Source organism: Yoonia sp. R78084, from assembly GCF_044595625.1.
GTDB lineage: Bacteria > Pseudomonadota > Alphaproteobacteria > Rhodobacterales > Rhodobacteraceae > Yoonia.
Genome location: NZ_CP138993.1, coordinates 121,424 through 143,611 on the forward strand (window position 1 = coordinate 121,424; position 22,188 = coordinate 143,611).

Genomic DNA, 22,188 nt, shown 5'->3' on the forward strand with positions numbered 1-22,188 from the left:
GCCGCCGCACCCCGCCCTTTGGTCTAGTTCCAGCCTTTGAAGCTGAAACCCCTGAGGCCATTGGCACCGAATGATGCGGTATATGTGTGGCTGCTCAGCCAGCTGACCTTGAATTTTGCGTAGATGCCGACCTGTGGCTGCACATCATCTTTCGGGCCAAGGTTGGAAGGCGCGGTCACTTCGGCATGGGCATCAAGCCGGAAGGAAAAGCCGACGAATATCTTGACCACATTGAAATGTACCGACGGCAAGTAGTGGCCGAAGGCCATCTCCGGCTTGCTTGGGGTTGCTTGATAGGTGCCTTGCAAGCGCGAGGTGACATCCACCAAAATCCAGTCCTTGATGATTGAATCGTGGACATAGAACCGGATGTCGCCGGTTTTGCCTTCCTTTGCATTCTGATAATCCAGCGGATCCGTACCCTTGAGGATCACCGATGTTGTGGTGTCCTTGGCGTTGCTGACGGCCTTGTTATCCTTGATGAAATCCCACGCAAATTTGGTGACTTCAAGCGCGGTGTCGGCGCTGCCTTCAAGCGCTGCGCCAGCGGCGCTTTCATCCATCGTGTGGATTGCTTGTGCTTCGGGGCTGATCCATTTCTCCGAAATCAGCTTGGTCTCGAGCCCCTTCGACGCATCAAGCTTGTCCGTCACCGCAAGGATTTCATATTCCCATGTTGCGAGCGCGGTGCTGGTTTCGACATCCTCCAACACAGCCGTGAGTCTTTGTCCGACATAAAGTTCTTCGTTAGCCATTTGTTTACTCCAATTCATTTAAAAATACGTCGTAGAATATGGAGCACAGTAGAGCAGCGCTCACCGCTGCTCTGTGACCCTGCGCACATCTTGCTGGTTGTTATTGTGAATTGGTCGGGGCTTGCTCTGGATCGCTTCCGACGCACCCGATTGTGTTTCAAAGGACGTCACGCTGCCCTGATTAATGGACCGTGAATGGGCAGCCTCCCGCGTGCGTCCGTTTGCGTGCAGCAGATGCAATCGGCAGAATGGGGTGCTTAGAAACGCTCCGCGCGCAGGACCTGCGCATCCGTGATACTCACCACGCCGATGTGTTTTTCCACCACGCTGAATGCGGCATCCAGCAATCCGTCAAGCCGCTCGGGCTTGATCAGGCAGACAACCGATACCATGCCGGCGCGGCCTACCTGACCTTCGCGGGTCCAAACCCCTGACCGTCCAGAACCGCCCAGTACGGGCAGGATTGTAAAGCCTGTCACCCCCGCCTCTGTCAGGGCTTTTGTCAGGCGGTTTTCCAAAGGGGCCTCGATCACGATTTCGACCCGTTTTGCTGTGTGGGTTTGCATGTCAGCCTCCGAGAACGATTTGCGCTACGGCCAAATAAAGCGGAATGCCAAGCGTGAGGTTAAAGGGAAAGGTGACCCCGAGTGACAGGGTCAGATAGACCGAAGGGTTTGCCTCGGGCAGGGCCACGCGCATCGCGGCGGGCACGGCGATGTAGCTGGCCGAGGCGCTAAGCACCATCATCAGCACCACGCCGCCGAGCGAGAGGCCGACAAGCAGACCGGCACCCAGCCCGATCATCGCGCCGACAAGTGGCATCAGGATCGCAAAGCCTACGGCCCCCATGCCGACCACCCCGCGCGATTGCCGCAGGCCACGCCCTGCGATAAGGCCCATGTCGAGAAGGAAAAGGCAGAGCACGCCTTTGAAGGGGGCCACGATAAAGGGGCTGATCTCTGCAAGGCCCTGTTCGCCGGTGATTGCGCCGATGAAGAACGCGCCGACCAGCAGGACAATTGACCCGTTCAGCAGCAGTTCGCGCATCAAGCCGGGCTCCATTTTGCCACCGCCACCGCTGCGGGCGACAAGCCAGAGGGCGGACAGGATCGCGGGGGCTTCCATGACAGCGGCGACGGCGACCATATAGCCTTCGCTGTCGATCAGGCGGCCCTGCAGTACTGAGGTTGCGGCCACGAAGGTCACGATGCTGATCGAGCCATAATGCGCGGCCACGGCAGCAGCGTCGATGTTGGACAGGCCCGTCATGACACGTAGCAGCGCAAAAGCAATCAGTGGCAGTCCGAAAGACAGGATCAGGCCCGCAATCAGGGACAGGATCAGCGTTTGGTCAATGCCATGCGTGCTGACAGCGACGCCACCTTTGAAACCGATTGCAAACAAAAGATAGATCGACATGCCTTTGGCCACTGCCTCGGGAATGGTCAGGTCGGAGCGCGCCAAAGCCGCCGCAAGGCCCAAGGCGAAGCTGAGGATGATCGGTGAAATGAGGTTGGCCCCTGCCAGCGATAGGATTTCCTGCATTTCGTCTCAGTCCTTGGATATGCGTGATTTCGGGCAACCGATGCCCCGGGAAATGATTGGGTCTAAATGGGGTAGAACATCTCTTTTTTGGGATCATAGGCTTCAAGCCCTCCCTCGCCGATATCATTCCACAGGCCGTGGATCGACAGCCGTTCACTTTCGACCGCTGATTTTACGAAGGGGAACGTCATCAGGTTTTTCAAAGAGATCACGACAGATGCCTTTTCGAGCGCGGTCTTGCGCGCCGCATCTTCGCCAGGCTCGAGAGCTTCATAGCCGGGGCGGAGAATTTCCATCCAGCGGCCCACAAAGCTGCTGGACTCTTCCAGTTCGGGCGCTTTGCCGGAACACATGTTGTAGCAGCCTTCAACACCGCCGCAGCCCGAGTGACCCAGCACGATCAGATGTGCCACTTTCAGACCTGAAATTGCATATTCCACGGCCGCAGAGGTGCCGTGATGGTGGCCGTCAGGATTAAACGGCGGTACCAGATTAGCAATGTTGCGGTGAATAAAGAACTCGCCCTGATCCGCGCCGAAGATCGAGGTGACATGCACACGGCTGTCGCAGCATGAAATCACCATCGAGCGCGGGTGCTGTCCGTCTTCGGCCAGACGCCGGTACCAGCCACGGTTTTCCGTATAAATCGTTGCCTTCCAACCGTGATAGCGGTTGACCAGATAGGCCGGAAGGGGGCGGGCATGTTCCATGGGCGTGTCTTTCGTTACTTCCGCAGGGATACGTGGCATTTTCATGAATTTCGAGTGATTTTTCACTCTTGTCTCAACCTTCTGGGAACCTTGTCTGCCTAAAACCACGGACATGGAAAATATAACACCCTTCCCCGCGCATGTTTCTGGCCCATCTCCTGATGTGGTTGTTCTCAATTGCCAGCATCGGATGTTTTTTGATCCTTCGCCCCTTATCCGGCTGTTTGCCGAAAAGGATTCCGATGACGCCGAGGCGATTGTCTGCCGGATGTTGGAAGATATCGCATTGCGACTGGACATGTTGCAGCGTGCCCGTGCTGCTGACGCATTCGCCAAGATGCAGCGCCCTGCGGTGCGTATTGGTGTGGTCGCCGATCATATCGGCCTGACAGAGGTCTCTGTCGCGGCGGGCCATGTCTGTGCCTGTATCGGGCAAAAGGACTGGATCGCACTGGATGCTACCATGGCGCGGCTTGAGCGGGGCTTTGATATGGCCGTCAGCGAGGTGTGGAATTTCCGGGATTTATAGTGCCGGTGTGATCCGCGCTTGCAGCCTCCGGGCAGGAAGCTAGGGTTGGGCGTGACCATTTTCAAAAGGAACCGTCATGCCACTCGCCTTTGCAGATCCGACTGATGCCGCAATTCCCGTTGATGTCATCGAAAGTGATGATGTCGATGCAGCGCTGGAGGGCCTTTCTGCCGAAGCCCGGGCTTGGGCCAAAGCGCAGGAATTTAACGGATCGTTGGGTCAGGTGCTGTGTCTGCCGGATGCAAAGGGCGGCATTGCGCGAGTTCTGGTGGGCTATGGCACAGCGGCACGCCGTGCGCGCGACAGGTTCCATATCGGGGCCGCAGCGCAAAAGCTGCCAGCAGGAACATATGAAATTGCAAGCGGGCTGCGCGGCGATGCAATGGAGGAAGCCGCACTTGCATGGCTTTTGGCTGGTTATAGCTACGACCGCTACACGAAACCGTCCAAACCCGCCGCGCGTCTGGTTGCACCTGATGAGGTGGATGCCGGACGGATCGCGATCATTGCAAATGGCGAGGCGCTGACGCGCGAACTGATCAACACGCCGCCATCAGATATGGGGCCGGATGAGCTGGAAGACGCCGCGCGCGCCCTCGCGTCAGAACATGAGGCCGGCATCCATGTGATTACGGGCGATGACCTGATCACCAGCAATTTTCCGATGATCCATACGGTCGGGCGTGCGTCATGCCGTGCGCCGCGTTTGATTGACATGCGTTGGGGTGACACTGGCCCGCAGCTGACACTTGTGGGCAAGGGCGTGTGTTTTGACACCGGTGGCCTGAATATCAAACCCGGCAGTTCGATGGGGTTGATGAAGAAAGACATGGGCGGTGCAGCCACGGTGCTGGGACTGGCCCATATGATTATGGCGCTGGAACTGCCTTTGCGCCTGCGTGTGTTGATCCCTGCGGTGGAAAACAGCATTGATGGCAGTGCTTTCCGGCCGCAGGATATTCTGATGTCGCGCAAGGGGTTGACGGTCGAGATCAACAATACCGATGCCGAAGGGCGTCTGGTGCTGGCTGATGCGCTGACACTGTCCGATGAGGATGATCCGGCGCTTGTGATTTCGATGGCAACGCTGACGGGTGCTGCGCGTGTGGCGGTGGGGGCTGATATCTCGCCGTTCTACACCGACAATGATGACCACGCCGATGCGCTTGCGAAGGCGGCGCGCAAGGTTGCCGATCCGGTTTGGCGGATGCCGTTCTACGAACCCTATGAGACCATGATCGAGCCCGGGGTGGCGGATCTGGATAACGCGCCCAAGGGTGGTTTTGCCGGGTCCATCACGGCAGCCTTGTTCCTGCGCCGTTTTGTGGAAAGCCCCTATATGCATTTCGACATTTACGGCTGGCAGCCAACGGCGGCGCCGTCCCGTCCGCGTGGCGGTGTCGGCATGGGCGCGCGCGCAGTGCTCGAGGCCCTGCCAGAGATGCTTAAGTTGTGACTGACCGGCGCCTGACCCCCGCGAATGGCCGTGTTGCTGCGATGCATCTTGCGGGGCAGGTTGATGCTGAACGCTATCTTGAAGGCTGGCTCGCCATGGTTGCTGCGCCAGTTGTGGATTTGCGCGCTGCACCTGATGGACCGCGTGACCGGCAACTGCTGCTGGGGGCGATCGTTACCGTGTTTGAGGATCTGGACGGTTGGTCCTTTGTTCAGGGGGGCGACGGTTATGTGGGCTATGTGCAGTCAGACCGTTTGGCCACAGTGACGCCACCATCGCATTTTGTCGCGACCGCCGCGACACATGCTTATGCGGAAGAAGACTTCAAATCCCCCGATCTGCATGGTCTGCCATTCGGGGCGCGGGTGAAGGTGCTGGATGAACGGCGCAAGTTCTTTGAAACGAATGTCGGGTTTGTTCCCAAAAGCCACCTGCGCGCATTGGACAGGCCCTTTACCGATCCGGCAACCGTCGCGCAGTTACATTTCGGGGTGCCTTATCTCTGGGGTGGGAATTCTACCCGTGGAATTGATTGTTCGGGGTTGGTCGCGGCGGCTTTGCTGGCCTGTGCGATCCCCTGTCCCGCCGACAGCGACATGCAACAGGCCGATCTGGGCGCACCATTTGAGGGCGCCTATCAGCGCGGCGATCTGTTGTTCTGGAAAGGGCATGTGGGGATGATGGTGGATGACACCACGCTGATCCATGCGAACGCCCATCATATGGCGACTGCCTATGAACCGGTTGAGCGGGCAATCCTGCGAATTGAGGCACAGGGTCACGGCTCTGTTGTGGCGCGCAAACGGCTCTAATCGACAGCGCGGATCAGTTTGCGCTCAAGCACGCGCAGGACCTGACGCAGGTCATTGCCGCGCTTGAGGATTTGTCCGTCCATCCCGATGACGGCGTATTGCCCTTGACGCATCCGTAACTTTGGCCGCTTTTCGATGCGGTAAAGTGGGTGTTCAGCGGTGCGGCGGAAAACCGAGAATACGGCAACATCGCGGAGATGCGACATGCTATAGTCGCGCCACTCGCCCGCGGCGACCATGCGGCCGTATAGGCCGAGAATCACATTCAGTTCTGTCCTGTGGAACGCGACCTGTTCGGGTGCGTGAAACTGCGATGGAAGCTCAAAAGTCATGATTCAGACTTGCGCCAAACCCCTGCAAAATCAAGGGGCCATCTTTCATTGCCATCGTTCTGCCATGAAATGAACGACGTAGCGTCACAACGCCTGCCAACTGGGAACACAACTGATTGCGAACATTCGGGTATAGCGAAATGCTACCCCGATGTCGCGGCCAATAGCCCCCACCCAGTTCGTGACATCGGGGAACTTTGTTTCCCCAACAGCTTTAGCCGCAGTCGATACGCTGGATTGTTTCGTCTTCACCGATGCGGAAATTCACCCGATCGGTCCGGAAATCCATCGTTACAGCATCGCCGGGCCTGATCACGCGGACGGGGCCAAGCAGTAATATCCGTTCAAGGGCCGTTGCCTGTTGCCCGATCAGCCCCGTGAATTCCGAGGCACCACAGGTGTCTTCGCTTTGCGGGGGCAGCGGGGCTTGGGTTGCGGTGCAACCGGCAAGAACGATCAATGCGAGATAGCGTTTCATCCTGCCATTTTCGGGTGTTTGGTCTCAAACACAAGGCTTAGCGCACAGAGTGGTTGAACTTTTGTCCTGTTTGACTGATCGTCTAGGCAATCAATAAGGAGATACCCGATATGCGCACCCGTGCAGCCGTGGCACTAGAAGCGGGCAAACCGCTGGAAGTGATGGAAGTGAACCTCGAAGGCCCAAAAGCCGGTGAGGTGCTGGTTGAAATCAAGGCGACTGGTCTATGCCATACTGATGAATTCACACGCTCGGGCGCTGATCCCGAGGGCGCGTTTCCCGCGATCCTTGGGCATGAAGGTGCGGGCGTTGTGCTCGAGGTCGGCCCCGGTGTGACCAGCCTCAAGCCCGGCGATCACGTCATCCCGCTTTACACACCCGAATGCCGCGAGTGCGAGTATTGCCTGAACCCGAAAACTAACCTGTGCCAAAAGATCCGCACGACCCAAGGTGCGGGCGTGATGCCGGATGGCACCTCGCGTTTTTCCATGCTCGATGGTACGCCGATCCTGCATTACATGGGCTGTTCGACCTTTGCGAACCACACCGTTCTGCCCGAGATCGCCTTGGCGAAAGTGCGTGAGGACGCGCCGTTCGACAAGATTTGCTATATCGGGTGCGGTGTCACGACGGGCATTGGCGCGGTGATTAACACGGCCAAAGTCGAGATTGGCTCTACCGCGATTGTCTTTGGTTTGGGTGGGATCGGCCTGAACGTGATCCAGGGCCTGCGACTGGCAGGTGCGGATCAGATTGTCGGCGTTGATCTGAACCCCGGCAAGGTCGAGATGGCCACACGTTTCGGCATGACCGATTTTGTGAACCCAAGCGAAGTTGACGGTGATCTGGTGGCGCATCTGGTTGCGCTGACAGGCGGTGGTGCGGACTATACCTTTGACGCAACCGGCAATGTGGGTGTGATGCGCACAGCACTTGAAGCGGCGCATAAGGGCTGGGGTGAAAGCATTATCATCGGTGTCGCCCCAGCAGGAGCAGAAATATCGACGCGGCCGTTCCAGTTGGTGACGGGCCGCAGCTGGCGCGGAACCGCCTTTGGCGGTGCGCGTGGCCGGACCGATGTGCCCAAGATTGTGGACTGGTACATGCAGGGCAAGATCGAGATCGACCCGATGATTACCCACAAGCTGAGCCTTGATGACATCAACAAGGGCTTTGATCTGATGCATGAGGGCAAATCCATCCGGGCTGTGGTTGAGTTTTAGGAGCTTTCCCGAGTGAAACCCAAAGGCCCGGTCATTGATCGGGCCTTTTTCGTAAAATGGGAAACGTGGTTTTATCTTTACTCCAGACGCGTTAGCGTTGTGATGTAGCCACCGTCATTCCAAATCACCCCAAGTCAAGGAACCTCGCCCGTGTCCAAAGACCGTATGCTGCTGGCCGTCTTGATTGATGCCGATAATATCCCTGCGAAATATGCCGCCGATATCATGCGCGAGATCACGACCTACGGTGAACCTGCGCTGCGGCGTGTGTATGGTGACTGGTCCAGTCCCGCGCTGGGCAATTGGAAAAAGGTGGTCATGGAGTTGGGCATGGTCGCCAATCAGGAAACCGCCAATACCAAAGGTAAGAACGCCAGCGATATCGGACTGGTGATTGACGCGATGGATATTTTGCACACGGGCCGCTTTGACGGCTTTGTGCTGGTGTCTTCGGACAGTGATTTCACCGCCCTTGCCAACCGCATGCGCGAAAACGGGGTCGAAGTGATTGGTATCGGCGAAAGCAAAGCGCCGGTCAGTCTGCGCAATGTCTGCAATCGCTTTATCCTGATCGAGAACATTGTCAGCGCCGACAAGGAAGCCGAGAAGCCGCAGAAGGCTGGGAAACCGGAGCAGCAGACAACAAATGACCGTCACCCGCCATCCGAAGCGATCCCGCTGGTGATCAAGGCAATGAATAGTATTGATCCCGAGGGCGAGTGGTTTTCGCTGGGCCAACTTGGTCAGTATATTACCCGTGCCAGTCCTGACTTTGATCCGCGCACCTATGGTAGCCCGAAACTGAGTGATTTGCTGGAAAAGACTGGGCGGTTCGAGATCAAAAAAGCCCAAGGGCGCAATGTTGAGGTGCGGCGGCTGGATTAAACCCCGTAGCGCGCCATAAACATATCGACTGCACCGTCGATCACGCGCTGTTTCTCGGCTGGCGTGAATTCATCATCCATGTTGAACACCATGCGCGGAAACAGGTCGGCTTTGCAGAGTTCATGGAATTGTTCCGCCGCCAGTTCGAAATCGGTGATCGCCAGTTCGTTTTTTTCCACAGCTTTGTGGAAGAAATCTACCAAACGGCCACGGATCAAAAGCGGGCCGCTTTCGTAAAATTCACGCCCCAACTCCGGGAAACGGTCACTTTCGCCCACACAAATCCGGAAAATGCGTTTGCCGAATTGCGAGGTGATGAAATCCACCATCTCGACAGCAATCGCATTGAGCACTTGCCGGACAGGCGCATCCATATTGATCGTTTCGATCGCATGTTCGGCCTGACGAGCGCATTCGGTCTTGGCAACTTGCATGAACAAAAAGCGCTTGTCGGGAAAATAGCTATAGAGCGTTGCCTTCGACACACCCGCCGCCTTGGCGATGTCATCAACCGAGGCCCCTTCGAAACCGTCAGACAAAAAGACCTGTCGGGCGCCTTCAAGCACCTGATCAAATTTCCGTCCTTTTTTGGGTTGTGGCGTGCCGTCGGGCATCTTGGGCTCCTTACAGGTCTGCATCATAGAACGATCAGTTCACTTGCGGCAAGGACATAGCAGCGACGGGGCGCCAGGAGAATAAAACCCCATCGCTGCTACAGCGCTACTTGCCCAGCAGGGTGCAAGTTTCGCTGGAAAGCGTGCCAAGGTTGGCACAGCCTTTGGTCGTCTCAGGTGAGGGTTGAGACGTTTGGGTTTGCGTCGATGTATCCGTCTGCGTCGACTGGGCAGACACGGCGCCCGCAGCAACAGCGATGCCGGCGGCGATCAGGATAAAGAAGAGACGTGACATGGCTGGGTCCTGCTTGTTTCCGTTCGTGATACTCACCTAAACCGATCAGTTCAGATTGCAAGATGTAAGCTGAACGATTTAGTTTATTTTTTTGCTTGAGATTTCCGCTAGAGATCATAACTTAGAATTATTCTAAGAAAGGATCGAACTCATGCTGCAGGCATTCGGTTACCGCCGCCGCTTTAGCGAACTGTCAGAGCAAGAAGTTCTGGCACTGGCGATTTCATCGGAAGAAGATGATGCCCGTATCTATCGTGGCTATGCGGAACGGCTGCGTGGTGAATATCCTGCATCAGCGGCGATCTTTGACGGGATGGCCAAAGAAGAGGACGGCCATCGCCAACGGCTGATTGATTTGCACCGCACCCGTTTTGGCGAAGTGATCCCCCTGATCCGCCGCGAACATGTTTCGGGGTTCTATGCCCGCCGTCCGGTCTGGCTGGTCGAAAACCTCGGGCTTGAACGCATCCGCGATGAAGCCGCCCAGATGGAGCGTGACGCAGAGCGGTTCTATCTGGCGGCTGCTGCTGCGACAACCGATGCGGCGACGCGTAAACTTTTGGGTGATCTCGCGGCTGCCGAGGCGGGCCATTCGGACAAAGCCCAGGAGCTGGCAGAGGCCCATCTTGCAGGCGACACCAAGTCAGAAGAAGAAACGGCGGCCCACAGGCAGTTCGTGCTGACGTGGGTGCAACCGGGACTTGCCGGTTTGATGGATGGCTCGGTATCGACCCTTGCGCCGATCTTTGCAGTGGCTTTCGCGACCCAAGACACATGGACCACCTTCCTTGTCGGTTTGGCGGCTTCGGTGGGTGCCGGCATCTCGATGGGATTTACGGAAGCCGCTTCGGATGACGGCCAGATTTCGGGCCGCGGATCGCCCTATAAGCGCGGTCTGGCGGCAGGTGTGATGACCACAATCGGTGGTCTGGGCCATGCTTTGCCCTACCTCATCGCCGATTTCTGGACCGCTACGATCATTGCGTTGATGGTTGTTTTTGTCGAGCTTTGGGCGATTGCCTGGATCCAGAACCGCTATATGCAGACACCTTGGCTCAAGGCCATTTTTCAGGTGGTTCTGGGTGGTGCCCTGGTCTTTGGGGCCGGTGCTTTGATTGGTGCGGGCTAGACGTCCCGCACCATCGTCGTTGAGGCGCTGAAGCCAAAGATATGTCGCAATAGGCCGATCCTCACGGTTTTGACCTCTTTGAACCCCACGTGCCGGTAAAGCGCCTTGGCGCGCGGGTTCGTGTCGACCACATCCAGTCTGACCTGATCAAAACCGCGGCGCCTAGCCTCATCCACGATTGCATCAAGCAGCGCAGTGCCCACGCCCATCCCACGCGCTTCGGGGGCGACAAAAAGGCCGTCCATCAAGAAGCGTTCGTTCTCGGTGTCGCGTTCCAGCAGGGACAGGAGCGAGCAGCGAATAGCCGCGCTGACCCAGCCATAGACCTTGCGCAGGTCACTGAAACCACCACCGACCAAAGCCCCTTGCGCGGTTTTGAACCCCGCAATACCCAACAGCCGTCCGTTGTCGTCGTGGGCGCAGATGCCATGATCCGGCCGCAGAACCGCGCGCACAAATATCAAGGCCTGATACTTGGGGCCCATTGTAAAACCGAGCTTTTCACCAAAAGCATCCCAGTAGAGGGAAGCCGCTTCCTCGCGGTCTTTTTCGGGAATGCCGACAGTAATTTTCATGCATCAAAACTATGGAATGGAAGAAAGGCGACCGGATCACCGGGTGCGACCTTTTGCGCCGGATCGTCAAGTTCCACAAGCCCTGTTGCCCAGCTTAGCCCGGATACGCGGCCTGATCCTTCGGAGGGAAAAACCACTGCGGCGCCGTTTTCGATCCGCGCGCGCAGGTATTCACGACGGCCTTCCTTTTTGGATTTGGTGAAACCGGCGGGCACCATATAGCGCGCGGGGGTTTGCCATGTGCCACCTGCCAGAACCCGCAGAGCAGGCGCGACAAAGACCAGCGCGCAAACCATCGCCGCAACCGGATTACCAGGCAGGCCGAAGACGGGCTTGCTCTGCCATTGTCCCATCGCAAGAGGGCGTCCGGGTTTCATCGCGATACGCCAAAGCGCGAAGGACCCTGTGTCTTTGAGAAGGGCAGACATATGGTCTTCATCCCCCGCCGATGCGCCGCCGGATGACACGATCACATTGCAGCGCCTGGCGGCATCATCGAGGATAACGCGCAGGCGGTCGCGGTTGTCAGGGGCGCGGCCAAGGTCGATAACATCGTAGCCCCATTGACCTACCAAAGCCGAAAGCATGGGGCGGTTTGCATCGAAGATCTGCCCGTCCGTCACCGCGTCGCCGGGATTGCGTAACTCGTCACCGGTCGAGAGGATACCGACCCGCAGTTTCTGATAGACGCGGAGCTTGTCCACACCAGCAGCGGCCATCGTGCCAAGGTCTGCTGCGGTCAGCTTGCGTCCTGCATGCAGAATGACCTGCCCCGCCTGCATATCCTCACCTGCTTTGCGCGCATTTGCGCCCTGTTTGATAGGGCCGTGAAAGCTGACATGTGAGGCGGTCGCGCTGACGTCTTCTTGCAGCACCACGGTGTCGACGCCTTGCGGCAGGTTTGCACCGGTCAGTATACGGATTGCGTGGTCTGCTGGGACTTTACCGGCAAATGGCGCGCCTGCGGCAGCGCGGCCCTGCACCAGGGGCAGGCGGTTGATGCCTTCGGGTGCTGGGCCTGCGAAACCATAGCCGTCAACGGCGGCATTGGGGGCGGGCGGATGCGCGCGTGCAGCCACGACATCCCCTGCCAGAATACAGTTCGCAGCGTTTTTGAGGGGGATGTTCCGCGTGCCTGTGACGCAGGACAGCTCATGGCGCAAATGGTCGAGGGCCGTTTCGACAGGTGTCCAATGCGCGCCTTGCGGCATCGCAAAGCAGTCGTTCTTCAGCGGGGGTGGAAGGGGCCCTTGTGTCAGCAGCGCTTCATGGCCAAGACCGAGAATCCAGCCTTCTGTGTTGGTGGGGACATCAAGCAGGCGGGCAAGGTTTTCGGCGGGCATCGCCGAGAGCGTTTCTGCCATGACCTGCACTTGGTGCGCGTCCTTGATCTGACCATCGGGCAGGTTGGCGGCGATGGTTTTGGCGATCAGTGAGGGCCAGATTTCGACCAGTGCGATGGGTGTCAAGAGCGGTTCGAAGGGCCAAGTGGTGAGCGCATCGCCAAAGGTTTTGCGCAGGCGGGCGAGCATGGGCAATCCCATGATCACCTGACTGCCTACCGCCCCCGCACCTGAAAGCTGCCAGACGGGGAACGCGCCTTTGGCCTGCTCTTCGGCTTTGCGTTTCTCAGGCATACCGTGGCCGTCGCGTGCCAATCCCTTGCGCGGCAGATGGGGGATATCGCGTTGTAGCCCGTTGCCCCAGAAGGGGCCTGTGCCGGGGAATTGCGCGTTGATTTCCCCGGCCAGATCAAAGCGGTTGTTGGATTTGGGGTCGTCCTGCACACGCGCGGCGAACCAGTCCCAAATTGCGAAAGGATCATCGGTGCCGATCAGGGTTCTGCCAAAACCTGAAGGATAGCCAAAGGCAAAGTCAAAACCGGCAAAGACGCGGCGGCCAGCCTTTGTTTCAGCTTTCAGAAAACTGGTGATCCATTCTTCGGCAACGTGGCGGTTGCGCATGTAAAGGGGGGCATCGGCCATGCCGTCGCGTGCTGCACAGACCCAGATGGCGTCTTTCTTCGGCGTCGCGCCGCGGTCATTGCCGCCGGACCAGTCGACCATAAGGAAGGTGTCGAAGATCACAGGCCGACCTCTGAGAGGATGAAATCGGCGATGGCTTTGGTATCATTCAGATCAAAGCATGGTTGCGTCACGTCGAGTGCGCAATCGCTCGCGACTGCGCGGACGGTGGGGTCTTCTTGGGCAAGAACGGGGTGATTGTTCTCGGCGCGGTAGGCCTCGATTTTGGGGTGGGCGTCGCGTTTGTAACCTTCGACCAAAATCAGATCGACAGGGTCGAGTTTTGCCAAAAGTTCAGCAAGCGGGACTTCGTCATTGTCGCGCAATTCCGTCATAAGGGCCCAGCGGGTTGCTGATGAAAGAAGCACTTGATGCGCACCTGCATGGCGGTGGCGGTAGCTGTCTTTGCCGGGGTGATCGACATCAAAGCTGTGGTGCGCATGTTTCAGGGTCGAGACGGTGAAGCCGCGGCTTGTGATTTCGGTCACCAGTCGTTCCATAAGGCCGGTTTTTCCTGCGTTCTTATAGCCCGTGACGCCGTAGATTTTCATAGCATATGTTCCGCTTTTACGAGGTCCTGAGGGGTATTGACGTTAAAAAAGGCAGCGTCGTCGGGGAATGCGGCGGTGGCGCAGCCGTGTTGATCTGTCCACAACACGACCTTGCGCAACCCGTCATTGAGGGCTGCGCGCAGGTCATCGCGCAGGGCGGTGGGCCAGAGCCCGAAGGTGGGGTGGCGGCCATCCGGCGTACGGGACAGGGCAATTTGCGTGCCTGCATCTTCGGCGGCTTGCAACAGGCGCGGCACCAGATCGCATGGAAAGAAAGGCGTGTCAGCCGCGGCTGTCACGATATGGCTGGCCCCTTGTGCGGCGGCCCAGTCCAGCCCCGCGAGCACACCCGAGAGGGGGCCTGCGAACCCGTCGATGCTGTCGGCGATCACCGGCAGGTTTAGGTGGGCAAAGCGTGCGGGATCGCCGTTGGCGTTCAGGGCGAGGCCTGCGACCTGCGGTTCCAGTCGGTCGATCACATGCGACAGGATTGTCCCGCTGCCCAAAGGCAGCAGCCCCTTGTCGCCCCCACCCATGCGTGTGGCCTGACCGCCTGCGAGAATGACTCCGAGGGGGTGCTTCATCGGCAAACCTGCGTGCGGGTTGTCTGTTGGAGCCTCCGGCGGGAGTGTATTTGGCAAGTTGATGCAGGGGTCATGTGCTTGCCTTGCGTCCCATTTTGCGGGGTTCGTCGGCGATGAGGGCGGGGTCTGCGTCACGGATCAGGCGCTCTTCGCCCGAGAGGCAGACAAAACGTTGCCCTTTCATCCGCCCGATCAGCGTCAGGCCAATCTGGTTGGCGATCTCAACCCCCCAGGCGGTGAAGCCGGAGCGGGAGGCGAGGACAGGGATGCCCATCATTGCGGTTTTGATCACCATCTCGGATGTCAGACGGCCCGTGGTGTAGAGGATTTTGTCAGCAGCGCTGACCCCTTCGGAGAGCATCCAGCCTGCGATTTTATCGACGGCGTTGTGGCGGCCCACATCCTCCATATAGACCAGCGGGCGGTTGTCCTGACACAGGATCGTGCCGTGGATTGCGCCGGCTTCGAGATAGAGTGAGGGGGTGCGGTTGATCTGTGCGGCAAGCGCGTAAAGATCGGATGTGCGGATCTGGACAGGTGGCAGCGTGACACCTTCAAGCCCTTCCATCATGTCACCGAAGATCGTGCCGACAGCGCAACCGCTGGTGCGGGTCTTTTTCTTGAGTTTGTCTTCAAAGCTGGTTTGCGCCTCGGTACGGACCACGACGGTTTCAAGCTCTTCGTCGTAGTCCACACCGGTAATCACATCATCCGCGCGCAGCATGCCCTGATTGCGCAAAAAACCAAGGGCCAGATAGGCGGGATAGTCACCGATCGTCATGGCGGTGACAATTTCCCGGGAATTGAGAAAGATCGTCAGCGGGCGTTCCTCAACCACGTTCAGTGCAACGGTTGCCCCTGTCTGATCCGTGCCGGTGACAGCGCGCGTCAGGCGCGCAGCACCCGGATCAGGGGCAATCAGGTAGCCAGAGGTATCGCGGTTCTGTGCCAATTGTCATTTCCTGTGCGCATGGGTAAAGGCAGATGTAACCCGCGTGAGGCTAGGGCAAAGCCATGACGACTTCTACCATGAAAACACCTGCAACTTCGGCCTATTGGGCCGGGCTGCGCGATGGTGCGCCATTCATTCTGGTCGCCGCACCTTTTGCCATGGTGTTTGGAGTTGTTGCCACTGATGCGGGCCTGACCCTGGCACAGGTCATGGGTTTTTCTGTGCTGGTCATTGCAGGGGCGTCGCAGTTTGCGGCCCTGCAGATGATGGTTGAAAACGCGAGCATTGCCTTTGTTTTGCTGGCGGCGCTGGCGGTGAACCTGCGGATGGCGATGTATTCGGCATCGCTGGTGCCCCATCTGGGGGCGGCCCCTTTGTGGCAGCGGGCCTGTGTCGCTTATCTGAACTTCGATCAGCCCTATCTTTTGTCGATCTCGCGTTATGAGGCGCGCCCTGCAATGACAGTGCCCGAACGGTTTGCCTATTTTGTCGGGGCGGCCACGCCGATCACGCCGCTGTGGTTCTTGATGACATATGTCGGCGTTGTGGCCGGCAAGTCGATCTCGGATGCTTGGGCGCTTGATTTCATTATGCCCATCATGTTCTTGGCGTTGGTTGCACCCATGGTGAAATCGCTGGCGCATGCTGCGGCAGCGGCGGTATCGGTGTCAGTGGGGTTGTTACTGGTGGGGTTGCCTTCCGGCACAGGCCTGTTGATCGCGGCGGGGGCGGCGATGCTGACGGGCGCATTGGTCGAAGTTTGGCTAGAAAAGCGTGCACAATGAATTATTCAGCGGCTGAAATCTGGACAATTATCGGGGTTATGGGGATCGGCACCTTTCTGATCCGTTTTTCATTCCTGGGTCTGATCGGTGACCGTCCGATGCCGCAGTTTGTGCTGCGCCTGCTGCGGTATACGCCTGTTGCGGTTCTGCCCGCGATGGTGGCGCCTTTGGTACTGTGGCCGTCGGCGACTGACGGGCAATTTGATCCGGTGCGGATGCTGGCGGCGATGGCGACTGTTGCGGTCGGGCTTTGGTCACGCAACGTGCTATGGGCCATCTTCGCTGGTGCCGTCACGCTTTACGCTGCGATGGGGATTACTGCTGTCCTCTGAGGATGGCTGTGATCTCTTCCAAAGCAAGTGTTTTGTCGTCAGCGTCGTTTTCGCGATATTCGAGCGTGGTGACACCGGGAAGTTTTGCGAAGTCTTCCTCGATCCGGTTTGGCCCCCAAGTCTGGCGGATCCCTTCGAAGCCTGGAAGCTGCCGTAGTATCCGCGAGGTAACACGGGCGCAGTTTGCTTGCGGGACAGGGCCAGAGATAAGCGCGAGGTTCAGGGCCTGTTCCGCCACCTCTGGTGCAACATTCACCGTTTGCCCGACGACGTAGTAAGTCTCGCGCGCGTGGAAGCTGACATAGAATTTTTCCAGCCGCGGGGTAACGCCGAAAAGGACGTCATTGCGTTCGGGCATCACGTCTTGCTTGAACGATCCCGCAGGGTCGAAGAGCACGCGCTGGCTTGCGTTTATGAGCAACGCGCTGTGGGCGCCGTTGTCGGAGCCCACGTTCTTCATTGTGTAAAGGGTCAGATATTTACTGCCGGGCTTGCGGTGGACGGCCCGCGTCACAACATCATCAGGGGCCCACACCTCTTGCGCGGTGCAGGCTGAAAGCGCCAGTGGCAGGCCGATTAGAAAGCCGCGCCGGTTCACGGCAGATTAGACCGCGATGAGCGCGAGGAAGATCAGGAAAACGATAATGCCGATCGTCGCCTTGGTTGTCATGCTCATGAAACCTTCAAAGGTTTTTTCCTGAGTAGTGATATCCATTTCACCGTGCTTGTGTTCAGCCATGGTCCGGTTCCTTCAAACTTTGATTTGTCATTCGCATAGCCGATTCATTTCGCGCTGTCACGCGGTCAGGTCGTCACATCCGCGTCGTTATCCAAAGCTGTGGCCAGTTGAAACCCGATCCGTGTGGGTTCGGGCTGGTCACTGTGTTTCGGGCTGGCGACCAAGGTCACATTCAGCTGGCTGACATGTTGGATCAACTGGGTGCGTGCGCCACTGTTGTCGATGCCGTAGTAGGTCACGATATCGGGGTCATAGTACCCCAAGCCCTCGATCTTGATCACACCGGTGTTGCCGCCCGCAAGGCCCAGTCCGACCTCGTGATCGTTGTCCAGTTGCGCTTCAAAGTTCTGGATATACATGATGATGCGCTCATAAGCCCATTGTGCCGCGCTTTTGGGGGCATTGGGGGTTTTGAGTGCTTTGGGCGCGTTGTCCCCACTCACGGGTCTGGCGTCAGGGTTGGTGTGGATTTCGCGGCATTTTGGCAGAATGTCATCTTCCAGCATTTCGGCAGAGGTTTCAATTTCCATGGTTGTCTTGGTCATAGTGGTACCGCGGTTGTTTCCTTGATCTCCTCCATAACGAAACTGGCCGAGATATCCGAGACAGAAATCCGCGAGGTCAGCCGTTTGTAGAAGGCGTCATAGGCCGGGACGTCTGCAACACGCACCCGCAAGACGTAATCAAGATCACCCGTCATCCGGTAGGCACCGACGACTTCCGGAAAGCTGTGTAGTGTTGCCTGGAAGCGTTTCATCCAATCCGCGTCATGGGCGTTCGTGCGGATCAGGACCATTGCGGTGAGTGGCACGCCGACGCTGGCGGGATCGACCAATGCGACGCGCCCTTTGATAACACCCGACTGCTCGAGCGCTTTGATCCGACGCCAGCAGGCGTTGCGCGACAGGTTCACAGCATCGCTGACGTCATCGACCGATAACGTTGCATCAGTTTGAATGATCCGCAGAATTGCGCGGTCTATAGTGTCTAGTGAATGGCCCATGGTTGGGATTTTATCCCAATATTGATATAATTGGCAATCACGTTTGGGATCAATGTGCAGCAGGACTTCGATAATTTGCCATAAAGCAAAGAAGGAACCCGCTCTCATGTCTGACGCATCGCACAGCACATCCCGCAAGAACCCGCTCGCCGCCCTTTTCTTGGACCACCCTGCCACCGTGGATGAGACCTATTTCCAGCACATGCGTTTTGCATTCGGCTTTGCGTTCTGGTTGGGTGCCGCAGCGCTTGCCGCTTTGGTCCATGCGATTGTGCCTGCGCTGTGTGAGACCACAGCAAGCCGCATTCTCAAGCGCCTTCACGCCCGGATTGAAAGCCGCCACTGATATGTGCCGTATCGCGGCCTATACCGGCCCTGAAATTCCGCTTGAAAACATCATTGTGCGTCCTACCCATTCGTTGCTGGCGCAAAGCCAGCATGCGAATGAAGCCAAGCTGACCGTGAATGGTGACGGCTTCGGGATCAGCTGGTATGGCGCGGACACCGCTCCTGGCCTTTACCGTGATGTCCTGCCGGCGTGGGCGGATGAGAACCTGACAAACCTGTGCCGCATGGTGCATTCGCGCCTCTTTATCGCGCATATCCGTGCGTCCACTGTGGGCGAGACCAGCCGCGCGAACTGCCATCCGTTCAAGTTCGGTAAATGGTCCTTCTGCCACAACGGCCAGATCCCGCATTTCAGAACCATCCGGCGCCGGATGCTGGCGGCACTCCCCGATCATCTGTTTGAGGCGATGCAGGGCACAACCGACAGCGAGATGATTTTCTTCACCCTGCTGGCAAACGGGCTCGAGGCTGATCCGGCTGCGGCGATGCGCGCGACGCTGGCGCAAATCGGCCCTGCCGGTGATAATGGCCCTATCAAGATCACGTGTGTTTTCTCCGACGGTGAAACGCTTTTTGCGTTCCGCCATGCGACTGCGGGCAACGCACCGTCGCTTTATGCCTCGGGCGTATTGGATAACGGCGGACGTTCGCTCGCGTCCGAGCCGTTGTGTGGCACTGCTGCACGGTGGAGTGCCATTCCGACCGACACGATCTGTGCGATGACGGTCGCAGGGGTAAAAACGCTGGACGGATTGGTCGCGGCCTAGGCCGCCTGATATGCCCATGCGCCATCGTCGCGCAGTTGCCGTGCAACAAGGCCCGCCTGGTGCAGGTGATTGAGGTGGGCGACCGCCTCGACCAGGGCCAGACCGTATTCGCCCCCGCCGATGTTGCGCTTGAAGAGCGGGATGAAACACTCGCCAGCGCTATGGGGTTCTGTCAGGTGCTCCATCAGGCGCTTTAGCGCGCCGTGGTGATTGTCGATCAGTTGCGCCAGCCGCGTCGGCAGACCCGTGAAAGGCAGTTTATGGCCACCAAGCACGAGGTGATCGGTCTGTGCCACGCTTTGGAACTTCTCGCAGGAGGTCAGCCAGTCGGTGACGGGATCGGCCTCGGGTTCTGTGGGATAGACGCCGAGGTTCGGGCTGATTGACGGCAGGAGCTGGTCGCCTGCAATGACCAGATTGTCGTCGCGGCTCCAGAAGGTTGCATGTTCGGGGGCGTGGCCGTCTCCCATGCGGATTTCCCATGTACGCCCGCCCATTGTGATTGTGTCGCCATCCACAAGACGGGTGTAACCCAGCGGCAGCGGTGCGACGCAATCGGCAAAATTAAAGGGGCGTTCGGATTTGCGGGTTTGCAGCACCGCGGGGTCCATGCCTGCGCGGGTATAGAAATGCAGCGCTTGCGCGTTTGGCACTTCTTGCACATCCAGCGTCAGCATCCGTGCCATCAGCCATCCGGTGCGCGGCATGGCGAGACTTGCACCTTGGTCCATGAACCACGCCGCCAGCCCGACGTGATCGGGGTGATGGTGGGTGACAACAACGCGTCCCACAGGTTTGCCGGCAAGCGGCCCTTCCAGCAATGTGCCCCAGATTGCCCGCCCGCGTTTGGACGCAAAGCCCGTGTCGATCACTGTCCAGCTGTCGCCCTCGTCCAGCGCGTAGACGTTTACGTGATCCAGTTTCATGGGCAGCGGCAGGCGCATCCATAGCACACCGGGTGCGACTGTCATCGCCTCACCCTCTGCGGGCGGATCCTGAAAAGGATACCGGATGCCGCGTTGGTCGTCAGGCATTATGCGGCAAGATCGTCTGCGGTGATGGCCATAAGATCGGTTGCCCCTTCACGTGTGTGTGCCAATAGGCCTGTGTGTTCGGGGAGCATACGTTTAATATAGAAGGTTGCAAGGCGGGCGCGGCTGGCATCACCTTTGACGGCGCTGGCAAGATGCACATGTCCGCCAAGAACCCGCGCAAAGGCCCGCAGATAGGGGACGGCGCCAGCAAAGCGGGCGTTCAGATCGTCCTGTGCGGCCAGCCATTCGGTTGTTTCTCGCAGGCTCTCTGCTGCTTGCCAGACCGCTTCGGCCAGTTGCGGATGGGTCGCTTTGGCAGCTTCGGCCCCCTGTTCGATTTCTTCGAGGATACGGAATGCGGCCTCACCCCCGTCCATCAGTTTGCGCGCCACAAGGTCCATGGCCTGAATGCCGTTGGTGCCCTCGTAAATCGTGGCAACGCGGACGTCGCGCGCGTATTGGGCGGCGCCGGTTTCCTCGATAAAGCCCATGCCGCCGTGGACTTGGATACCGGTCGCGGCAACTTCGCAGCCCACATCGGTGCAGAATGCTTTGCTGATGGGTGTCAGGAAGGCTGCACGCGCCTGCCATTCGGCGCTGCCGGTGGCATGTGCCATATCGATCGCCACGGCGTTCATCAAGGTGATCGCGCGGGCGGCGTAGGTGTCGGCCTTCATAGTGGTCAGCATGCGCCGCACGTCGGCGTGCTCAAGGATCGCCCCGCTTCCGGGCGCTTTGCCCTGTTTGCGGTCTTGGGCATAGGCAAGGGCGTGTTGCAGTGCCGCCTCGGCGATGCCGACGCCTTGGGTTGCGACGCCCAGCCGCGCATTGTTCATCATCGTAAACATCGCGGCCATGCCGCCGTGTTCTTCGCCCACTAGCCAACCCGTGGCGCCGGAATATTCCATCACCGCGGTGGGCGAGCCGTGCAGGCCCATTTTGTGTTCAAGGCTGACCACGCGCAGATCATTCGGTGTGCCGGGGTTTCCATCTGCATCAGGGATCAGTTTCGGAACCATGAACAGGCTGATGCCTTTGGTGCCCGCCACACCATCGGGCAGGCGTGCCAGCACTAGGTGGCAGACGTTCTGCGTGAAATCATTGTCGGCCCAGCTGATGTAGATCTTCTGTCCGGTGATCGCATAGGTCCCGTCACCATTGGGTTCGGCCTTGGTCCGCAACGCGCCCACATCAGACCCAGCCTGCGGTTCCGTCAGGTTCATCGTGCCGTTCCATTCGCCCGAGACCAGCTTGGGGATGTAGAGGGCCTTGATCGCATCCGAGGCGTGGTGTTCCAGCGCCTCGATCTGGCCTTGGGTCATCAGCGGGCTGAGTTGCAGGGCAAGGCAGGCTCCTGCAAGCATTTCATTGACCGTGGTCGTAAGGGTCATGGGTAGGCCAAGGCCGCCGTTGTCCTGGCTGGCGGACATGCCGATCCAGCCACCGGTCGCGATTGCGTCGTAGCCTTCCGCAAAACCGGGGCTCGTGCGGACGATACCGTTCTCGAGGCGGGCGGGGTGCAGATCGCCTGCGCGGTTGAGCGGGGCGAGAATATCTTCGGACATCTTGGCGGCTTCGGTGAGAATCGCTTGGGTCATGTCAGGGGTGGCTTCGGCAAAGTGATCGGTTGCCGCAACCTGATCAAAGCCGACCACATGATCCATCAAGAAACGGAAATCGCTGACAGGTGCGCGATAAGGCATTGCTTCATCTCCAAATTATGCAGCCGCT

General features: G+C 58.5%; 29 protein-coding genes. 10 read left to right on the forward strand and 19 right to left on the reverse strand.

The genetic code is table 11. From position 1 onward, the window contains the following. Positions 1 to 23: 23 nt before the first annotated feature. From SJY29_RS00660 to SJY29_RS00675, 4 genes are all read right to left on the reverse strand, one after another. A complete protein-coding gene (locus SJY29_RS00660) occupies positions 24 to 755 on the reverse strand; it encodes a hypothetical protein (protein ID WP_110279593.1) in 732 nt (243 codons plus the stop codon). Between the two features lie 257 nt (positions 756 to 1,012). Beyond that, a complete protein-coding gene (locus SJY29_RS00665; protein WP_400085618.1) occupies positions 1,013 to 1,321 on the reverse strand; it encodes a P-II family nitrogen regulator in 309 nt (102 codons plus the stop codon). 1 nt (position 1,322) lies between these two features. Then, a complete protein-coding gene (locus SJY29_RS00670) occupies positions 1,323 to 2,300 on the reverse strand; it encodes a sodium-dependent bicarbonate transport family permease (protein WP_400085621.1) in 978 nt (325 codons plus the stop codon). A 62-nt stretch (positions 2,301 to 2,362) separates the two neighbouring features. After that, complete coding sequence (locus tag SJY29_RS00675; protein WP_400088799.1) at positions 2,363 to 3,010, reverse strand: carbonic anhydrase; 648 nt, start codon at positions 3,008 to 3,010, stop codon at positions 2,363 to 2,365. A 190-nt stretch (positions 3,011 to 3,200) separates the two neighbouring features. On the opposite strand from SJY29_RS00675, the gene SJY29_RS00680 reads away from it, so the two are divergent. The 3 genes from SJY29_RS00680 (at position 3,201) to SJY29_RS00690 (ending at position 5,807) form a co-directional block, all read left to right on the forward strand. Further along, positions 3,201 to 3,539 carry a hypothetical protein gene (locus tag SJY29_RS00680; RefSeq protein WP_400085623.1) on the forward strand — a complete coding sequence of 113 codons (339 nt, stop codon included), beginning with the start codon at positions 3,201 to 3,203 and terminating at the stop codon, positions 3,537 to 3,539. A 76-nt stretch (positions 3,540 to 3,615) separates the two neighbouring features. After that, on the forward strand, positions 3,616 to 4,995 hold the full coding sequence (locus tag SJY29_RS00685) for a leucyl aminopeptidase family protein (protein WP_400085626.1): 1,380 nt from the start codon (positions 3,616 to 3,618) through the stop codon (positions 4,993 to 4,995). Continuing rightward, a complete protein-coding gene (locus tag SJY29_RS00690) occupies positions 4,992 to 5,807 on the forward strand; it encodes an NlpC/P60 family protein (RefSeq protein ID WP_400085629.1) in 816 nt (271 codons plus the stop codon). The genes SJY29_RS00685 and SJY29_RS00690 overlap by 4 nt, the downstream gene beginning before the upstream one ends. Here the strand turns inward: SJY29_RS00690 and SJY29_RS00695 are convergent. Both SJY29_RS00695 and SJY29_RS00700 read right to left on the reverse strand, forming a co-directional pair. Next, positions 5,804 to 6,139, reverse strand: a complete 336-nt coding sequence (locus SJY29_RS00695) for a DUF2794 domain-containing protein (RefSeq protein WP_400085632.1) — start codon at positions 6,137 to 6,139, stop codon at positions 5,804 to 5,806. The two genes, SJY29_RS00690 and SJY29_RS00695, sit on opposite strands and share 4 nt — an antisense overlap. A gap of 214 nt (positions 6,140 to 6,353) precedes the next feature. After that, positions 6,354 to 6,617: an I78 family peptidase inhibitor gene (locus SJY29_RS00700; RefSeq protein WP_400085634.1), complete on the reverse strand. Its 264-nt coding sequence runs from the start codon at positions 6,615 to 6,617 to the stop codon at positions 6,354 to 6,356. A 110-nt stretch (positions 6,618 to 6,727) separates the two neighbouring features. Here SJY29_RS00700 and SJY29_RS00705 point away from each other — a divergent pair, with 110 nt between their 5' ends. Together SJY29_RS00705 and SJY29_RS00710 are read left to right on the forward strand one after the other, a co-directional pair. Beyond that, positions 6,728 to 7,840: an S-(hydroxymethyl)glutathione dehydrogenase/class III alcohol dehydrogenase gene (locus tag SJY29_RS00705; protein ID WP_400085637.1), complete on the forward strand. Its 1,113-nt coding sequence runs from the start codon at positions 6,728 to 6,730 to the stop codon at positions 7,838 to 7,840. A gap of 150 nt (positions 7,841 to 7,990) precedes the next feature. Continuing rightward, a complete protein-coding gene (locus SJY29_RS00710; protein WP_110279603.1) occupies positions 7,991 to 8,725 on the forward strand; it encodes an NYN domain-containing protein in 735 nt (244 codons plus the stop codon). Here SJY29_RS00710 and SJY29_RS00715 read toward each other — a convergent pair. Together SJY29_RS00715 and SJY29_RS00720 are read right to left on the reverse strand one after the other, a co-directional pair. Next, positions 8,722 to 9,339 carry a TetR/AcrR family transcriptional regulator gene (locus SJY29_RS00715; RefSeq protein ID WP_110279604.1) on the reverse strand — a complete coding sequence of 206 codons (618 nt, stop codon included), beginning with the start codon at positions 9,337 to 9,339 and terminating at the stop codon, positions 8,722 to 8,724. The genes SJY29_RS00710 and SJY29_RS00715 overlap by 4 nt on opposite strands. A 106-nt stretch (positions 9,340 to 9,445) precedes the next feature. Beyond that, positions 9,446 to 9,634 (reverse strand): hypothetical protein, encoded by a 189-nt coding sequence (locus tag SJY29_RS00720; protein WP_055293561.1) that lies wholly within the window; start codon positions 9,632 to 9,634, stop codon positions 9,446 to 9,448. 151 nt (positions 9,635 to 9,785) lie between these two features. Here SJY29_RS00720 and mbfA point away from each other — a divergent pair, with 151 nt between their 5' ends. Further along, positions 9,786 to 10,763, forward strand: coding sequence for an iron exporter MbfA (gene mbfA, locus SJY29_RS00725; protein WP_400085641.1), 978 nt, complete (start codon positions 9,786 to 9,788; stop codon positions 10,761 to 10,763). Here the strand turns inward: mbfA and SJY29_RS00730 are convergent. From SJY29_RS00730 to SJY29_RS00750, 5 genes are all read right to left on the reverse strand, one after another. Next, entirely contained in the window at positions 10,760 to 11,338 is a 579-nt protein-coding gene (locus SJY29_RS00730; protein ID WP_400085643.1) for a GNAT family N-acetyltransferase, read from the reverse strand. The two genes, mbfA and SJY29_RS00730, sit on opposite strands and share 4 nt — an antisense overlap. Continuing rightward, positions 11,335 to 13,404 (reverse strand): gephyrin-like molybdotransferase Glp, encoded by a 2,070-nt coding sequence (gene glp, locus SJY29_RS00735; RefSeq protein ID WP_400088801.1) that lies wholly within the window; start codon positions 13,402 to 13,404, stop codon positions 11,335 to 11,337. The genes SJY29_RS00730 and glp overlap by 4 nt, the downstream gene beginning before the upstream one ends. A 17-nt stretch (positions 13,405 to 13,421) precedes the next feature. Beyond that, a complete protein-coding gene (gene mobB, locus SJY29_RS00740; protein WP_400085644.1) occupies positions 13,422 to 13,913 on the reverse strand; it encodes a molybdopterin-guanine dinucleotide biosynthesis protein B in 492 nt (163 codons plus the stop codon). Beyond that, positions 13,910 to 14,497, reverse strand: a complete 588-nt coding sequence (gene mobA, locus SJY29_RS00745; protein ID WP_110279609.1) for a molybdenum cofactor guanylyltransferase MobA — start codon at positions 14,495 to 14,497, stop codon at positions 13,910 to 13,912. Before mobA ends, mobB begins: the two co-directional genes overlap by 4 nt. Positions 14,498 to 14,567: 70 nt before the next feature. Continuing rightward, the gene (locus tag SJY29_RS00750; RefSeq protein ID WP_400085646.1) at positions 14,568 to 15,449 is read right to left on the reverse strand and encodes a formate dehydrogenase accessory sulfurtransferase FdhD; all 882 of its coding nucleotides are present in this window, start codon (positions 15,447 to 15,449) and stop codon (positions 14,568 to 14,570) included. 62 nt (positions 15,450 to 15,511) lie between these two features. Between SJY29_RS00750 and SJY29_RS00755 the strand changes: the two genes are divergently transcribed. Together SJY29_RS00755 and SJY29_RS00760 are read left to right on the forward strand one after the other, a co-directional pair. After that, entirely contained in the window at positions 15,512 to 16,234 is a 723-nt protein-coding gene (locus SJY29_RS00755) for an AzlC family ABC transporter permease (RefSeq protein ID WP_400085649.1), read from the forward strand. Beyond that, positions 16,231 to 16,566, forward strand: a complete 336-nt coding sequence (locus SJY29_RS00760; RefSeq protein ID WP_400085651.1) for an AzlD domain-containing protein — start codon at positions 16,231 to 16,233, stop codon at positions 16,564 to 16,566. Before SJY29_RS00755 ends, SJY29_RS00760 begins: the two co-directional genes overlap by 4 nt. On the opposite strand, the gene SJY29_RS00765 is transcribed toward SJY29_RS00760, so the two are convergent. The 4 genes from SJY29_RS00765 to SJY29_RS00780 all read right to left on the reverse strand — a co-directional run bounded on the left by SJY29_RS00765 (position 16,550) and on the right by SJY29_RS00780 (position 18,308). Beyond that, on the reverse strand, positions 16,550 to 17,164 hold the full coding sequence (locus SJY29_RS00765; protein ID WP_400085653.1) for a hypothetical protein: 615 nt from the start codon (positions 17,162 to 17,164) through the stop codon (positions 16,550 to 16,552). The two genes, SJY29_RS00760 and SJY29_RS00765, sit on opposite strands and share 17 nt — an antisense overlap. Positions 17,165 to 17,170: 6 nt before the next feature. Beyond that, positions 17,171 to 17,305 carry an aa3-type cytochrome c oxidase subunit IV gene (locus SJY29_RS00770; RefSeq protein WP_110279614.1) on the reverse strand — a complete coding sequence of 45 codons (135 nt, stop codon included), beginning with the start codon at positions 17,303 to 17,305 and terminating at the stop codon, positions 17,171 to 17,173. A 65-nt stretch (positions 17,306 to 17,370) separates the two neighbouring features. Continuing rightward, complete coding sequence (locus SJY29_RS00775) at positions 17,371 to 17,850, reverse strand: DUF6173 family protein (RefSeq protein ID WP_400085657.1); 480 nt, start codon at positions 17,848 to 17,850, stop codon at positions 17,371 to 17,373. After that, positions 17,847 to 18,308, reverse strand: coding sequence for an Lrp/AsnC family transcriptional regulator (locus SJY29_RS00780; RefSeq protein WP_400085659.1), 462 nt, complete (start codon positions 18,306 to 18,308; stop codon positions 17,847 to 17,849). The genes SJY29_RS00775 and SJY29_RS00780 overlap by 4 nt, the downstream gene beginning before the upstream one ends. A 106-nt stretch (positions 18,309 to 18,414) precedes the next feature. Between SJY29_RS00780 and SJY29_RS00785 the strand changes: the two genes are divergently transcribed. Both SJY29_RS00785 and SJY29_RS00790 read left to right on the forward strand, forming a co-directional pair. Continuing rightward, positions 18,415 to 18,654 (forward strand): DUF6356 family protein, encoded by a 240-nt coding sequence (locus SJY29_RS00785; protein ID WP_400085661.1) that lies wholly within the window; start codon positions 18,415 to 18,417, stop codon positions 18,652 to 18,654. Beyond that, on the forward strand, positions 18,638 to 19,423 hold the full coding sequence (locus SJY29_RS00790) for a class II glutamine amidotransferase (protein ID WP_400085664.1): 786 nt from the start codon (positions 18,638 to 18,640) through the stop codon (positions 19,421 to 19,423). Before SJY29_RS00785 ends, SJY29_RS00790 begins: the two co-directional genes overlap by 17 nt. On the opposite strand, the gene SJY29_RS00795 is transcribed toward SJY29_RS00790, so the two are convergent. Together SJY29_RS00795 and SJY29_RS00800 are read right to left on the reverse strand one after the other, a co-directional pair. Continuing rightward, positions 19,420 to 20,457, reverse strand: coding sequence for an MBL fold metallo-hydrolase (locus SJY29_RS00795; protein ID WP_400085666.1), 1,038 nt, complete (start codon positions 20,455 to 20,457; stop codon positions 19,420 to 19,422). The two genes, SJY29_RS00790 and SJY29_RS00795, sit on opposite strands and share 4 nt — an antisense overlap. Next, positions 20,457 to 22,160 carry an acyl-CoA dehydrogenase gene (locus tag SJY29_RS00800; protein WP_400085669.1) on the reverse strand — a complete coding sequence of 568 codons (1,704 nt, stop codon included), beginning with the start codon at positions 22,158 to 22,160 and terminating at the stop codon, positions 20,457 to 20,459. Before SJY29_RS00800 ends, SJY29_RS00795 begins: the two co-directional genes overlap by 1 nt. Positions 22,161 to 22,188 lie beyond the last annotated feature (28 nt).

What these genes read in the sequence shown, in the direction of transcription:
- SJY29_RS00795 (WP_400085666.1), bottom strand. Translation starts at nt 20,457, where the DNA reads ATGCCTGACGACCAACGCGGCATCCGGTATCCTTTTCAGGATCCGCCC.
- SJY29_RS00665 (WP_400085618.1), bottom strand. Translation starts at nt 1,321, where the DNA reads ATGCAAACCCACACAGCAAAACGGGTCGAAATCGTGATCGAGGCCCCT.
- glp (WP_400088801.1), bottom strand. Translation starts at nt 13,404, where the DNA reads ATGGTCGACTGGTCCGGCGGCAATGACCGCGGCGCGACGCCGAAGAAA.
- SJY29_RS00715 (WP_110279604.1), bottom strand. Translation starts at nt 9,339, where the DNA reads ATGCCCGACGGCACGCCACAACCCAAAAAAGGACGGAAATTTGATCAG.
- SJY29_RS00775 (WP_400085657.1), bottom strand. Translation starts at nt 17,850, where the DNA reads ATGACCAAGACAACCATGGAAATTGAAACCTCTGCCGAAATGCTGGAA.
- SJY29_RS00660 (WP_110279593.1), bottom strand. Translation starts at nt 755, where the DNA reads ATGGCTAACGAAGAACTTTATGTCGGACAAAGACTCACGGCTGTGTTG.
- SJY29_RS00705 (WP_400085637.1), top strand. Translation starts at nt 6,728, where the DNA reads ATGCGCACCCGTGCAGCCGTGGCACTAGAAGCGGGCAAACCGCTGGAA.
- mbfA (WP_400085641.1), top strand. Translation starts at nt 9,786, where the DNA reads ATGCTGCAGGCATTCGGTTACCGCCGCCGCTTTAGCGAACTGTCAGAG.
- SJY29_RS00695 (WP_400085632.1), bottom strand. Translation starts at nt 6,139, where the DNA reads ATGACTTTTGAGCTTCCATCGCAGTTTCACGCACCCGAACAGGTCGCG.
- SJY29_RS00770 (WP_110279614.1), bottom strand. Translation starts at nt 17,305, where the DNA reads ATGGCTGAACACAAGCACGGTGAAATGGATATCACTACTCAGGAAAAA.
- SJY29_RS00800 (WP_400085669.1), bottom strand. Translation starts at nt 22,160, where the DNA reads ATGCCTTATCGCGCACCTGTCAGCGATTTCCGTTTCTTGATGGATCAT.
- SJY29_RS00680 (WP_400085623.1), top strand. Translation starts at nt 3,201, where the DNA reads ATGTTTTTTGATCCTTCGCCCCTTATCCGGCTGTTTGCCGAAAAGGAT.
- SJY29_RS00675 (WP_400088799.1), bottom strand. Translation starts at nt 3,010, where the DNA reads ATGGAACATGCCCGCCCCCTTCCGGCCTATCTGGTCAACCGCTATCAC.
- SJY29_RS00780 (WP_400085659.1), bottom strand. Translation starts at nt 18,308, where the DNA reads ATGGGCCATTCACTAGACACTATAGACCGCGCAATTCTGCGGATCATT.
- SJY29_RS00730 (WP_400085643.1), bottom strand. Translation starts at nt 11,338, where the DNA reads ATGAAAATTACTGTCGGCATTCCCGAAAAAGACCGCGAGGAAGCGGCT.
- SJY29_RS00700 (WP_400085634.1), bottom strand. Translation starts at nt 6,617, where the DNA reads ATGAAACGCTATCTCGCATTGATCGTTCTTGCCGGTTGCACCGCAACC.
- SJY29_RS00685 (WP_400085626.1), top strand. Translation starts at nt 3,616, where the DNA reads ATGCCACTCGCCTTTGCAGATCCGACTGATGCCGCAATTCCCGTTGAT.
- SJY29_RS00720 (WP_055293561.1), bottom strand. Translation starts at nt 9,634, where the DNA reads ATGTCACGTCTCTTCTTTATCCTGATCGCCGCCGGCATCGCTGTTGCT.
- SJY29_RS00670 (WP_400085621.1), bottom strand. Translation starts at nt 2,300, where the DNA reads ATGCAGGAAATCCTATCGCTGGCAGGGGCCAACCTCATTTCACCGATC.
- mobB (WP_400085644.1), bottom strand. Translation starts at nt 13,913, where the DNA reads ATGAAAATCTACGGCGTCACGGGCTATAAGAACGCAGGAAAAACCGGC.
- mobA (WP_110279609.1), bottom strand. Translation starts at nt 14,497, where the DNA reads ATGAAGCACCCCCTCGGAGTCATTCTCGCAGGCGGTCAGGCCACACGC.
- SJY29_RS00760 (WP_400085651.1), top strand. Translation starts at nt 16,231, where the DNA reads ATGAATTATTCAGCGGCTGAAATCTGGACAATTATCGGGGTTATGGGG.
- SJY29_RS00755 (WP_400085649.1), top strand. Translation starts at nt 15,512, where the DNA reads ATGACGACTTCTACCATGAAAACACCTGCAACTTCGGCCTATTGGGCC.
- SJY29_RS00785 (WP_400085661.1), top strand. Translation starts at nt 18,415, where the DNA reads ATGTCTGACGCATCGCACAGCACATCCCGCAAGAACCCGCTCGCCGCC.